Here is an 11,838-nt window from a genome sequence, read left to right as displayed (position 1 = left end):
GACCCCTCCGACCATGGCGCCGGTTCTGGACGCCTACTCTGCGATTTTGACGTACGTGATGCGCGTTCCCTCCACGCTCCAGAGCCCCCGCGTCGTTTTGACGAGGAGGGGCAATCGGTAGAGCAGGCTCACGAAAACATGTGCCTCCGTGGGGGCGGGTGTGGCGAGGTGATTGACGACGATGCCCGCCAAGCGTTTGTCGCCCCCGCCCTCCACCCGCGCGGTCATGCACTCCTGGGAGAGCGCGAAGCTTTCGCGTACCTGGGTTCCATCCTCCGAGACGAGCACGCGATGATGGCCACCAATCACCCGCTCCGCGGGGTCCATCGTCGCGGCCAGGAGGTAGACGAGCCAGCCGGTTTTTCCAAGGAGCTCGCCCGGCAGCACCACCGTATTGTACCGCTTCGAGCATGCACGAAAGGTCGAGCGCGCCGCGGTCCGGCGGGCCTGGAACATGGCCAGGCTCGTCGCATCGGGCGGACGCGGAGGTTCCAGGGACTCGAATCGCGGCTGCTTTCTCACGTCCTTGCCGAGGTTCACCACGTGGAGAACCCGGAGCCCTTCGGGGAGCTCGCCGAGGAATTCTACCCGGAACCCGTCGCCCTCCTGCCGGGTGACCCAACCGCGCACGCGCTCGTCTTTGGGAAGGACGCCCGCCTCGAGGAGCACGTCGGTGCCCACCGCCGAGGCATCGTCCACGGCATGGAGGATTTCACCGAGCTTCTCCGCCTGCTCGACTTCGGCCGCGAACTCCACGGGCTCCTGAGGCGCTGGAGGGGGAGGGGGCGGGGGATGCGCACACCCGAGGACAAACAGGCATGACGCGAGGAAAGACTTGAGGAAACGGGATGACGCGTGCATTGGGGGGCTCGTGCTCGAAGGGGGGGCTGCGCGACGAGGGTGATTAGACACCACTCCTGCGCACATGCAAACTTCGGAAGGGCCTTCTGCGGTCACCGTGAGGCGCTCGTTTTTGGGGCCGCGCGCGTGATGCTGAGATGGCGGTTGTAGGAGCGGTTGTTAGCCCGGTACCCGGGAATCAGAAAGCAGCACGAGGATCCGCGCGAGCTCGGCCCGTTCGTTCGTCGAGAGCCGCGCGAGCCTTCGCCCGAAGGCTTCGTCGAGGATCGTGCGGGCCGCTTCCATCGCCTTGCGCCCCGAGGGGGTGAGCGTCAAGCGAAACCGCCGCAGGTCGCCCGCCTCCGTCTGGCGCTTGACGAAGCCGACCGCCTCCAGCCGCTTCACCATGAAGGTGATCGTCGGCTTGGGCATCATCAGCGCGCGCGCGAGGTCGGCCGGGTAAGGGTGGTCGTCGAGCTTCCCAAGCAGGAAGAGCTCCTTCATCTCGAGCCCTTGCTCGCGCACCTCGGGCTCCACCTCGGCCATGATCCCTATGCTCAGCTCGAAGTTGAGCGTCCAGAGCTCCCAGGGTGAAGGTTTTCCCATGTTCTTCCTGCTTGCGCTTGACAACGGGGCGGGCGGCGTTAGGGTAGTTCAATCTTGAACTGTTCGGAAGTGGAACTGTTCAGACACGGAACTAGTCCGGGAGGAGATGCGATGCCGCTCGATCATTATGTCACGCTGGGTCGCTCCGGTCTGCGGGTGAGCCCTTTTTGCCTCGGCGCCATGACGTTCGGAGAAGACCTCGGCTGGGGGAGCAGTGTCAAGGACTCCGAAGCCATCCTCGACCGCTACATCGAGCTCGGGGGAAACTTCATCGACACGGCGAACCTTTACACGAAGGGGCATTCGGAGAAGATCATCGGTGATCACCTCGGCCACGATCCGCAGAAGCGGGACCGACTGGTGATCGCCACCAAGTTCAGCGGGAATCTGTACGTCGGGGATCCCAACGGCGGCGGATCGAACCGGAAGTCGATCCTCGCCGCCTGCGAGCAGTCGCTCCGCCGGCTGCGCACCGACTACATCGATCTTTATTGGCTGCACAACTGGGACAAGTTCACGCCGATCGAGGAGACCATGGCGGCGCTCCACGATCTCGTCCGGGCGGGGAAGGTCCGCTACATCGGCGTGTCCGACACGCCCGCGTGGAAGGTGGCCCAGGCGCAGCTCATCGCCCATTTCCGCGGATGGGCGCCGTTCATCGGGCTGCAGATCGAATACTCGCTCGTCGAGCGGACGGTCGAAGGGGAGCTCATGCCCATGGCCGAGGAGCTTGGATTGGGGGTGACGCCGTGGTCGCCGTTGAGGAGCGGGGTCCTGAGCGGCAAGTACACGCGGAAAAACGGCCTCAAGCCGGAGGTGCGGCCCTGGGCCGCGAACTACCTGGACGAGCAGAGCTATGTGGTGATCGACGAGCTCGAACGAATCGCCAAGGAGCTCGACACCACCGTCGCGCGCGTCGCCCTCGCCTGGGTGCAGGCGCGCCCGGGGGTGTCGTCCACGATCATCGGGGCGCGCACGCTTTCGCAACTCGACGACAACCTGAAGGCGCTCGACGTGAAGCTCACGCCGGAGCAAACGGCGGCGCTCGATGCGCTCACCAAGCCTAAGCTGAACTTCCCGGCCGATTTCCTCGAGCTGGCGCGGATGATCCAGGCCGGGGGGACGACGATCAATGGTCAACCCTCGCAGCTCATCCCCTTCGGCGTCACGAAGAAGGGCGATCATTACTGACGGAGAAGGTTTCTCGACCCGCTCGCGGGTGACGTCTTCTCGGAGGATCAGGGTTCGTATACGGTGGCGTGATCCCTGGGTGCACGGTTGTTGCATGGCTCGTGCCTTCGAGCCCGCTCGCCGTGCACCATCGCGCCCCGTTGCGCCGTTCTGAGCCATCACCGGAGACGACCACCATGCCTCTTCCCCGAAAGCAGAAGCCTCGACGAAAGCCCTTCGTCGTCACCTTTGCCCAGGCGGCGACCGTCGCGCTCCTGCCTGGGTGTTTCAGCACCGTCACGTCGAACCCGCCCGCCACCGAGGAGCCTTCATGTCCTCCCGAAAAGCCGAACCAGGGAGAGGCTTGCAGTGGTGACCTCACGTGCAACTACGAGTTCGATGTCGGCTGCGGTCCTCAACCCCTAACGGCCACGTGCAAGGATGACGCCTGGGTCGTCGATGCGGGGATTTCATGCAATCCTCCGGTCCCGCAACCGTGCCCTGCTGAAATGCCGACGCAGGGAGAGCCTTGCAGCGACCAGATCACGTGCAACTACGAGTTCGACATCGGCTGCGGTCCTCAACCCGCATTGGCCACGTGTAAGGATGCGGCCTGGGTCATCGATGCGGGGATTTCATGCAATCCCCCGGTCCCGCCCGACAATCCCTCGGACACTTGCCAGGCCCTCGCGACCGAGGCGGAGTGCGACGCGGCAGAGAACTGCCGCTGGCTCGTTCCGGGCTGCGGGATGCCTGCCCTCCCGCAGGCAGGCTGCTTTGCCGAGCTGGACTGCGTCGGCTTCACTTGTGCCGATGGCGGAACTTGCCAGGAGGCAATCATCAATCCCTGCCACAACCAACCTTGCGACGCTTGCGGCATGACCGTCAAGGTATGCCTGCCCGAGGGCCCCTGAACCCGCCATGCCCTCGCCCTCTCCGAAACGCGCTCCTCGCGCCGCCGCGAGCGAAGCGGTCCGCGCCGAATGGCTCCGCCGCGTGCACGCCGAATACCGCTCCGCCGCGATCACCCAGCACCTGACGCTCTGGCTCATCCAGCTCGGCGTCTCGCCCGACCTCATTCACGACGGTCTGCGTATCGTCAAGGACGAGCTGGCCCACGCCCGCATGAGCCACGCGACATACCGAGCGGCCGGCGGAAAGGAGATGCCCATCCTCGCCCAGGAGACGCTCGGGCTGCGTCGCAATCCATCGGAGCCCCTTCACCTGGCCGCGGCGCGCGCGGGGGTCGAGGTGTTTTGCCTGGGCGAAACGGTGGCAGTGCCGCTGTTCAAAGTGCTGCGCGAAGGGTGTACCGTCCCGCAAGCGCGACGCACGCTCGACCGCGTGTTACGTGACGAGGTTCGGCACCGGGATTTCGGCTGGAGCCTGCTCGACCACTTCCTCGAATTGCCGTTTGCCGACGATGTGCGGCGCCTCGTGGATGCCGAGCTCCCGGCGATGTTCGGGCGCCTGAAGCGGAGCTACGCGCCGCCCAGCGCAAGCGGAAGGGATGCGATCGCCGCGGAGGATCGCGCCTGGGGGCTCATGCCGCCGGCTCGGTACGGCCAGATCGTGAAGCGAGCGCTGGAGCGCGATTACGCGCCTCGTTTCGCCGCGCGCGGGTTCGACGCCGTACGTGCTTTCACGAGCGAAGCGCCGGGCGTCATGGCATAGTGGGGCCCGCATCGATGCCCATCCACGTCGTCATCCTCGGAAAACAGATCGGGCCGCAGGAGGTCGAGCTCCTCGGTGCCGGCGTGCCAAGCTACATCGTGCCCGCGACGCGCATCACGGCGGGCGTACGGCGGCTCATCAACGAAGGGCACGGAGGCAAGGTGCTCGCGGACGTGCAGCCCGGCGAGCGAGGCGGCGTTGCCTGCAAGGTGGCCACGCTCGTCCGGGAGATCGAGCCCACGCCGGAGGATGTCGAGCGAGTTCGCGCGGTGCTCGCGAGGTTCCGGCGCGCAGGGGTCGAAGGTTTGCCCGCGGATCCGGAAGCTCACGTGCGCGAGGTGCTCGCGTCCCTCGTCGCCGAGGGCGCGCCGTTCTGGGATCCGCACGAGCACCTCGTCGAGCGATTCTTGCGTGAGCAGGTTTGCTTCCCGGAGATGTGGTGGGACGACGACCCGAAGGTCGGCGTGGACGAGATGGTCGGGCTGCTCGAGGGCGTTGTTCACGTCCGCGGGAAGATCCCGAAGCGGAAGATTGTCGCTGCTGCGAGAAAAGATCTCGACCGCCCCGAGACCGATGAGGCCGAGGCACGCGATCGGCTGTGCGAGATGCTATGCGCAGCGGCCAATGCGCTCCTCGAAAAAGAAGGCCAAGGAGAGCGTTTCTGCGGGCCGTTTCACAGCGGGTGCAATGGCGGCGAGCCGAACTGGATGTTCTGCCGGCCCGAGCGCTTCGAGGCGCTGCTGCGAGAAGGCATCCTGTCACCGTGGACCGGAGAGCGGACGAAGGAGTCGCACGTGTACAAGCGCCCTCCGGATCGAGGAGAGATCGATTTCGATAACTTTCCCTCGGGGGATGATCCCTTCTGAGCGTTCGCCGCGCGCGTTTCGGCGCCGCTCGATTCATACGTTCGCGCGGGCGAGCTCATCCCGCGCGTTTGCCGCAATCTCGAACGAACGCAGCCGCGCCGCGTGATCGTACACGTGCGACGTCACCATGAGCTCGTCCGCCCCGGTCCGGTCCACGAATGCGCGCAGCCCCTCACGAACTGCTTCCGGCGAACCCACGACCGAGCACGACAAGGCCTGATCGAGCATCATGCGCTCCGCAGGGGACAACCGCCGATCGAAATGTTCGATCGGCGGCGGCAGCGGGCCCGGGTTGCCGGTTCGCAACTGGAGGAACGATTGCTGGAGCGAGGTCATCAAGAAGCGCGCCTCCTCGTCGGTGGGGGCGGCGAAGACGTTCAGGCCCAGCATGACGTAAGGCCGGTCGAGCTGCGCCGAGGGCTTGAATCGGCTGCGATACACCTGGATGGCCTGCGTCATGGCGGCCGGCGCGAAATGGGAGGCGAACGCATAGGGCAGGCCGAGCGCGGCCGCGAGCTGCGCGCCGAAGAGGCTCGAACCGAGGATCCAGATCGGCACGTGGAGCCCCATTCCCGGGATGGCTCGCACCCTTTGCCCCGGCTCGGGCTCTCGAAAATAGGCCATCAGCTCCACGACGTCCTGCGGGAAGGCATCGGCGTCGCTTTCGAGGCTGCGCCGGAGCGCGTGCGCGGTAACCTGGTCCGTGCCCGGCGCCCGGCCGAGGCCGAGCTCGATGCGGCCGGGGTAAAGCGCTTCGAGCGTGCCGAACTGCTCGGCGATCACCAGCGGCGCATGGTTCGGCAGCATGATGCCGCCCGCGCCGACCCGGATGGTCGAGGTGCCCGAGGCCACGTGGCCCATCACGACCGCGGTCGCCGCGCTGGCGATGCCCGGCATGTTGTGGTGCTCGGCCAGCCAGAAGCGTCGATACCCCCAGCGCTCCACGTGCCGAGCGAGGTCCAGCGTGTTGTGGAGGGCCTGGGACGCGCTGCCGCCCTGCACGATGGGCGAGAGGTCGAGAACGGAAAGAGGAACCATGCGCGAAGGATAGGAGCCCGATGGCGAAACGCCAGCGGGCCCATCACTCGCAGGGTTTTTGTGGTGCCTCGACGTACGCTTGGCCGAGTTCGGTCAGCACGCCGTCTTCTCCGAGCAGGTTCGCGTTCGCCACGTTGTTTGCGCGACCCGAGAACCACGCGTACCGCGCAATGCGCGGCTCGTTCTCCAGATACTCGAGCGCGTCGATCATGAAGTCTTTTTGCTCGGCGAGCGAGCCTGCATTGTCGCAGGCGAACTCGGTCAGCCAGATCGGCTTGTCGAACCGCGTTTTGTAGGTTTCGATGTGGTTGATGAGCCACCGGGCCTTGTTGGTCCCGTCGCCCTGGCAGGCCGTGTAGATGTGGATGCCGATGTAATCGACGCGGCACCCCTCGCAGGCGGCGAAGAATTCGTCGAGGTACTTGAAGGGATCCGTCTCCTGGCACGCTCCGCCGCAGAAGTTCACGGCGGGCGATACCAGCGCGAGGCCGCGCGCGTCGGCGACCGCCTCCACGTGGGGCCAGAGCGCCGCGGCTTCGGTCGCCGACAGATTGGCCTGCTCGCCGAAATTCGGCTCGTTGAAGCCGAGCAAAAAGCTCGTCTCGTCGGGGATCTCGCTGGCGATCTGCGCGGCGCGCATGCTGTCGAGGCCGCCGCCGCCCCATACCATCGGCACGTACTCGACGCCGAGCGTCTTGTATGCGTCCGGCTTCACGCCCTCGTCCGGCACGTGCGTCCAGTTGTACCACCACGATACCCCCGGCGAGAGCGCCTGCATGTCCGCCTTCGAATGGTAACCATAGGCGACGCCGCGCTTGCAGCCGGTGGAAGGGTTGATCGGCGGCCCGCCGCCGGTCGAGCTGGAGCTCGAGCTTTCGGCCATCGACCCGCCGGCACCGCCGCTGCCCGAGCCCGAGCCCGCGCCCGAGCCCGAGCCCGAGCCCGGGGACGGCTCGCTCGAGCCGCACGAGGCCGCAAAAACGAGCGCCGCCATCGCTGCCGCGCCCGAAAGCCATCGAGTTCTTGCGTCATGAATCATGGACAGGGTCGCCTCCGCGTGGGGTTCGATCACTCGGGCAAACGCATCGAGAGAAGCGCATCGATCGTGTCACGGGACAGGGCGCCGGGAAGCAAGGGGAGCATCCCGGCGGCTTCCGCGGGAATCTTTTCGGGGTGGATGACGGCGACCTGAATCTCCCGCTGCTTTTCGTCGAGCAGGATCATGAAATACCGATCGCCGATGGGACGGCGCCACACGGGGCAGCCGTCCGCGCCGCCGCCGACTTCGATCTCGGGGCCGCTCGTGTAGGCCTTCTTCGCGCAGGCGTCGACGACCTCGACATCGTCGGCGAAGGCGTCGCGGTCGCAGCCCTCCCCGCAGACGTTGCCGCCGACATGACCCGCCTGGTACGAGCGGACGCCGGTGCTCATGAATTCTCGGTTGCTGTATTGATTGTTGTCGAGCACGACTTCGAAGACGTTGATCTCACCGCAGCCGTCGCCGACCGTGCCCGTTTTCGAGTAGCAATTGCAGAGCCCGTTCCACTTGCGGCCGCCGTCGCGAATCAGCTCGGACGCGACGAACGCGACCCACGGGCCCGCGTGGCCTTGCCCGTCGCCGTCGCACTTCGTCACGCCCGCGTCGTCGAACGTCATCGACCCGAGGAAGACGATGAGCTTCGAGCCCGACCAGCCGAGGTGGTTGATGCCCGGGTCGTTCGGGCAGTAATAGTCCTTCCCGTCGCCACACGGGAATTGCGCTTCCTGCATGAAGTAGTTGACGCAATCCTTTTTCGTGAGGTCGCCCGTGAAGTCGGCGGACGTCATCTGCCCTTCGGTGACGACGAGATTCGATCCCTGGCCGCTCTGCGCGTCCCAGGACGAGATCATCGACCAGGAAGACGCGCTTTCGGAAGGCTGGTAGACGGCGAGCTGCTTCAGGCGGATGGCCTTCATGATGAGGGTCATCTCCTCGTCGAAAGGCGCGAGCGTGGTGCTCGTCGTGTGCTGCTCCTTCATGCAGCAATGCCCGCCCCAGGTATCCGTCCCGTCCTTGTAGGTACAGGCCGGATCGCCCGCGTCGCGATCGATGCGGCGCGGCCACCACCCGGGCGCGCCGACATTTTTGAAGGTCATGGTCCCGCCCCGCGTGGGCGTGCTCGGCTCCGTGGGGTGCGTGCCCAGGCCTCCGCCGCCGCCGCCGGGGCCTGCGCTCGTCGTCGACGTCCCGCCGCTCCCGCCGTTCCCGCCGGTGCCCCCTTGGCCACCACCGTCGTCGTCGCGCGCGCTTCCGCAGGCGCAGGCGAGGATCCCGAAAGCAGCGTGCACGAACAGCCGAGAGAGCTTCATCATAGTGGCGTTTCCTTTGGGAGGCGGTCCTCTTCTCGTTTCAGAGATCCTCGATCACGATGAATGCGCGCTGGCCGTCGCCGAGGTGCCCGCTGATCCGGTACGTCGACCGGGCCTCGTCGATCGTGATGAGCTTTTCGCCCGTGGCGCGAGGGAGCCACTCGTCGCCGTCCCATTCGTAGAAGAGCTCGCCCTGGAGCTCGACGGCGCCGTTCGGATCGTCCTTCCGGTAGACCTTGATGCGATAGAGGTTTTCCTTGGGGATCGCGTCAATGTTGCCGGCCAGGTATTCGTCGCGCATCTTCTCGCGGAGCTCCGGCCAGGTGAAGCCCTCGGCATGGCCGGCGTTGTAGCCGTCGGGGCTGCAGCCCGCGGTGAAGGGTTTGTCGAAGTTGCCGGGCAAGGTGCCATCCCACTTGGCGACATCGATCATGGGTTTGCCCTTGTGGCCCCAGTAGAGGTGGCCGGGCGAGCTGATGCTCGCGTATCCCGGCATGAAGGTCTCGGCCATGTAATAGGACTCGTCGCCGGGGAACTGGGTGCGCGTCACCGGCACCGGCTGCTTCGCCTTGTTGATGACGACGCAGCGCAGCTCGTCGTTCCATTCCTGTCGTCCGAGCGGTACGCCCTTCGGGATGTAGACCTTGCCGTCGGTGTCGACGAGAAAACCGAAGCCGATCTCCTGGTTGATCTCCCTCGGATTCCATCCACCGCGGTGACGCGGCCACTCGGTGTCGGGGGGCGCGAAGAAAAGCAGATTCACGTCGCCGCCGTTCTTGATGAACCGCCAGGTGGGCCGGAAAGCGCCGAAGATGTCGCCGAGGCCGTCGTCGTACCTGGTGAAGTAGCCGTATTCGTACCCAGGAATGACATGATAAAGGACGGGAAGCGCGCCGAGCTTCTGCACCTCGGCCTCGACATCCATGCCGTTCGCCCATCCCTTGTTCTTTTCGCCGGGCGTATAGGCGACGTTGTCCATGACGCCAGGGATGTACGGGAGCTCGAAATGGCTGTCGGCCACGTAGTACGTCTCGCGCTCCTCGACGGGAAAGTTCTTCTTTCCCTGGACGTGGGAGAGGACGTATTCACACGGCGTGGCGAGGATGACCTTGTACGTCTCGCCTTCGAGCTCGGTCATCCCGATGGAGCGGACCTCGAACGCGCCGTTATCGCAATTGGCACCCTCGACGACGGGCGGCGGCGGGTCGTTGCCGCCGTTCGACGGAGGCGGGGTCGTCGATCCCGAGGAGGTGCCCGTGTTCTCGCGGCTGGAGCAGCCGGTGAGCACGACGAGGAGCGCGAGCGCTGCGGCACGAGCAGGAGCGAATGGATGGGTCGGTGGTCGCTTCATCCTGTGTTCCTTCTGTGAGGGGTCTTTCCGGACGAGCGTCGCCAAGCGGGCAGGCGTACACGGCTAGTGGGCCCAAACAGATTCGCGAAGTCAAGGGCGATGTCGATCAAAAACCGGAATTTACCACCACAACAAATAACAAAAGTTTTCGGAGCGGCGGCTTACTTCCGCCGTTCTGTCTGCAAAATCGTACGAATGTCCATGAGGATACGCCCAAGCATGTTCCTCCCCGAGCCATCGCCTGCATCTCCCCAGAATGCGTCGGCGTCGGTGTGTTCGACGATGCGAGCGTCGGCGGTGGAGAGGAGAAGCACGGCCAAGTCGTCATGTTGTCGAAACTTCGCTTCCACGGCGCGGCGCATCACGGAAACCTTCACCGATTCCCAATCGGCGCGAAGGCGTTGTTTTCGGTCACGCCCAAGGCGCGCGGCCAGCAGCGGCGTGGATGCGCTGCGAATGCGTTCCTGCACGTTGGCGTCGAGAAACTTCTGGGCCTGAAAATAGTGCTCCGACGTCGGCCAGCGTTTCTTGTCCAGGAGGATGGGGTATGGCGCGAAGTTGGAAAACTCGCCGTAGGCGTCTTGGATGCTGTAAAACCGGATGACGGGCGTCATGCGCTCAGGATGTCGATGAGAGGGACCGGCAGGGTAGCAGACCTGCGGAGCGGTCAAAAGCGTCTGCGGAACCCCAGCTCGAAGGGGATGTAGGCGCGGATGAGGTAGGGTTCGTGCGGAGGCCAGTACCCCTCCGGGACCTCGGGCGCGTTGCCGGTGAAATAGGCCATGCTCAGGCCGCTGCGCAGGAAGAAGTCGGAAGTCTCGGAGACCGGAATGGCGACCGAGAGGAGCAGCTCGCCGGTCCCACCCCAGCCCGGGGAATTGTAGCGCCGTACCCAGGTGTGACCGATTCCGAAGCCGAGCGTCGCGGCGATGTCCACGCCGCTCTTGGTCGTGCCGCCGAGCGAAAAGAGCCCGGTGATCCCGAGCTCGTTTGCGAAGGTATGCCCGTTGTCCTGGGTGTACATGTAGCGCAGTCCGACGCCCGCGCGTACGAGGCCGAAGCTGCGCATGTAATCGACTGAGAGCCCGGCGAGCAGCGGTTTGTAGGCGTAGACCTCGTTCTCGTACTCGGCCCCTCGATCGTCATAACTTATGCCACTACCGAAATAAAGGGGCGTCAGGCCGGCGGTCACCGACAAGGAGTGCTTGCGCGGCTCCGCGTCGCTGGCGGGCGCGGGCGGGTCCGTGGCAGACGCATGGAGAGCCATCGAAGTCACGAGGAGCGCAGAAGCGAGGGACGTCGAGAAGCGAAGCATGATCGTCATGCGGACGGGGAAAGCAATGTCGATGCCACGAGGTTTTTCGCGGCTCACGAGGAAGGCGCGTGGTTTCGGCGCGAGCGCGCCTTTCGGCCGCGCAGGACACGCGGATCAGGGATGTTGCCGGCCCGCTACATGTTGCCCGCCGCCACACGGTCGACGCGCGCGATCAGGGCTCGCCGGTCGCGATGAGCTTGATCGACCAGAGGAAGACGCCGATGATCGGAAGGACCACGCAACCGACGAACAGCCCCCATTTGACCCCGCGACGGGTCTCGGGGGCGGTGTCCGTCCCGAAAAGCAAGTAAAGAACGGCCGCGATGTTGCAGAACCCGGCGAAGAGAAACCCGAGCCAGAAGCTCCCCGGGCGCCACGCCCGGAAAAACTTCCCAGGCGGGACGGGCGAGGGCTTCCTGCTCGGCGCGGGTCGGCGCGGTCCTCGGCATGGTGCCTGCGGCGAGCCAGGCGCGCACCTCGTTTTCCTCGTACGGCCCCTTCTCTTCCCCGCTCTGGATGGTCACGTAATAGCGCATCGTGTCGTCGCGTCGAGCGCAATCGCAAGAAGCTTGCCAGGAAATTCGGCGGGAAAAGCCGCGAAAAGAGCCGCAAGCGTGTTACGAGGCCGC

General features: G+C 65.4%; 13 protein-coding genes. 4 read left to right on the top strand and 9 right to left on the bottom strand.

Translation table 11 applies throughout. The annotated features are described in order from the left end of the window. Window positions 1-33: 33 nt before the first annotated feature. Together KEG57_RS13515 and KEG57_RS13510 are read right to left on the bottom strand one after the other, a co-directional pair. Window positions 34-756, bottom strand: a complete 723-nt coding sequence (locus tag KEG57_RS13515) for a hypothetical protein (protein ID WP_272420180.1) — start codon at window positions 754-756, stop codon at window positions 34-36. A 264-nt stretch (window positions 757-1,020) separates the two neighbouring features. Further along, window positions 1,021-1,446, bottom strand: a complete 426-nt coding sequence (locus tag KEG57_RS13510; RefSeq protein WP_272420179.1) for a MarR family winged helix-turn-helix transcriptional regulator — start codon at window positions 1,444-1,446, stop codon at window positions 1,021-1,023. A gap of 111 nt (window positions 1,447-1,557) precedes the next feature. Here KEG57_RS13510 and KEG57_RS13505 point away from each other — a divergent pair, with 111 nt between their 5' ends. From KEG57_RS13505 to KEG57_RS13490, 4 genes are all read left to right on the top strand, one after another. Further along, complete coding sequence (locus KEG57_RS13505) at window positions 1,558-2,637, top strand: aldo/keto reductase (protein WP_272420178.1); 1,080 nt, start codon at window positions 1,558-1,560, stop codon at window positions 2,635-2,637. Between the two features lie 176 nt (window positions 2,638-2,813). Next, window positions 2,814-3,530 (top strand): hypothetical protein, encoded by a 717-nt coding sequence (locus tag KEG57_RS13500; protein ID WP_272420177.1) that lies wholly within the window; start codon window positions 2,814-2,816, stop codon window positions 3,528-3,530. 7 nt (window positions 3,531-3,537) lie between these two features. Continuing rightward, on the top strand, window positions 3,538-4,290 hold the full coding sequence (locus tag KEG57_RS13495; protein ID WP_272420176.1) for a ferritin-like domain-containing protein: 753 nt from the start codon (window positions 3,538-3,540) through the stop codon (window positions 4,288-4,290). Between the two features lie 14 nt (window positions 4,291-4,304). Further along, complete coding sequence (locus tag KEG57_RS13490; protein WP_272420175.1) at window positions 4,305-5,156, top strand: hypothetical protein; 852 nt, start codon at window positions 4,305-4,307, stop codon at window positions 5,154-5,156. Between the two features lie 33 nt (window positions 5,157-5,189). Here KEG57_RS13490 and KEG57_RS13485 read toward each other — a convergent pair whose 3' ends face one another. The 7 genes from KEG57_RS13485 to KEG57_RS13455 all read right to left on the bottom strand — a co-directional run bounded on the left by KEG57_RS13485 (window position 5,190) and on the right by KEG57_RS13455 (window position 11,516). Further along, window positions 5,190-6,194, bottom strand: a complete 1,005-nt coding sequence (locus tag KEG57_RS13485; RefSeq protein WP_272458518.1) for an LLM class flavin-dependent oxidoreductase — start codon at window positions 6,192-6,194, stop codon at window positions 5,190-5,192. A 43-nt stretch (window positions 6,195-6,237) separates the two neighbouring features. Then, on the bottom strand, window positions 6,238-7,233 hold the full coding sequence (locus KEG57_RS13480; protein ID WP_272420173.1) for a glycoside hydrolase family protein: 996 nt from the start codon (window positions 7,231-7,233) through the stop codon (window positions 6,238-6,240). A gap of 29 nt (window positions 7,234-7,262) precedes the next feature. Continuing rightward, window positions 7,263-8,546, bottom strand: a complete 1,284-nt coding sequence (locus KEG57_RS13475) for a DUF2403 domain-containing lipoprotein (protein WP_272420172.1) — start codon at window positions 8,544-8,546, stop codon at window positions 7,263-7,265. A 37-nt stretch (window positions 8,547-8,583) separates the two neighbouring features. Next, window positions 8,584-9,894, bottom strand: a complete 1,311-nt coding sequence (locus KEG57_RS13470) for a hypothetical protein (protein ID WP_272458517.1) — start codon at window positions 9,892-9,894, stop codon at window positions 8,584-8,586. A 161-nt stretch (window positions 9,895-10,055) separates the two neighbouring features. Next, on the bottom strand, window positions 10,056-10,508 hold the full coding sequence (gene ybiA, locus KEG57_RS13465; RefSeq protein ID WP_272458516.1) for a riboflavin biosynthesis intermediates N-glycosidase: 453 nt from the start codon (window positions 10,506-10,508) through the stop codon (window positions 10,056-10,058). A gap of 53 nt (window positions 10,509-10,561) precedes the next feature. Continuing rightward, window positions 10,562-11,266 carry a hypothetical protein gene (locus KEG57_RS13460; protein WP_272458515.1) on the bottom strand — a complete coding sequence of 235 codons (705 nt, stop codon included), beginning with the start codon at window positions 11,264-11,266 and terminating at the stop codon, window positions 10,562-10,564. A gap of 115 nt (window positions 11,267-11,381) precedes the next feature. Continuing rightward, entirely contained in the window at window positions 11,382-11,516 is a 135-nt protein-coding gene (locus tag KEG57_RS13455) for a hypothetical protein (protein WP_272420168.1), read from the bottom strand. Window positions 11,517-11,838 lie beyond the last annotated feature (322 nt).

It is taken from the genome of Polyangium jinanense (assembly GCF_028435365.1).
The sequence above is the reverse complement of the archived record's forward strand: the minus strand, read 5'-3'. Positions and strand labels throughout refer to the sequence as shown.

Coding starts and splice junctions, on each gene's coding strand:
- KEG57_RS13510 (WP_272420179.1), bottom strand. CDS start 1,446: ATGGGAAAACCTTCACCCTGGGAGCTCTGGACGCTCAACTTCGAGCTG.
- KEG57_RS13505 (WP_272420178.1), top strand. CDS start 1,558: ATGCCGCTCGATCATTATGTCACGCTGGGTCGCTCCGGTCTGCGGGTG.
- KEG57_RS13500 (WP_272420177.1), top strand. CDS start 2,814: ATGCCTCTTCCCCGAAAGCAGAAGCCTCGACGAAAGCCCTTCGTCGTC.
- KEG57_RS13495 (WP_272420176.1), top strand. CDS start 3,538: ATGCCCTCGCCCTCTCCGAAACGCGCTCCTCGCGCCGCCGCGAGCGAA.
- KEG57_RS13490 (WP_272420175.1), top strand. CDS start 4,305: ATGCCCATCCACGTCGTCATCCTCGGAAAACAGATCGGGCCGCAGGAG.
- KEG57_RS13485 (WP_272458518.1), bottom strand. CDS start 6,194: ATGGTTCCTCTTTCCGTTCTCGACCTCTCGCCCATCGTGCAGGGCGGC.
- KEG57_RS13480 (WP_272420173.1), bottom strand. CDS start 7,233: ATGATTCATGACGCAAGAACTCGATGGCTTTCGGGCGCGGCAGCGATG.
- KEG57_RS13475 (WP_272420172.1), bottom strand. CDS start 8,546: ATGATGAAGCTCTCTCGGCTGTTCGTGCACGCTGCTTTCGGGATCCTC.
- KEG57_RS13470 (WP_272458517.1), bottom strand. CDS start 9,894: ATGAAGCGACCACCGACCCATCCATTCGCTCCTGCTCGTGCCGCAGCG.
- ybiA (WP_272458516.1), bottom strand. CDS start 10,508: ATGACGCCCGTCATCCGGTTTTACAGCATCCAAGACGCCTACGGCGAG.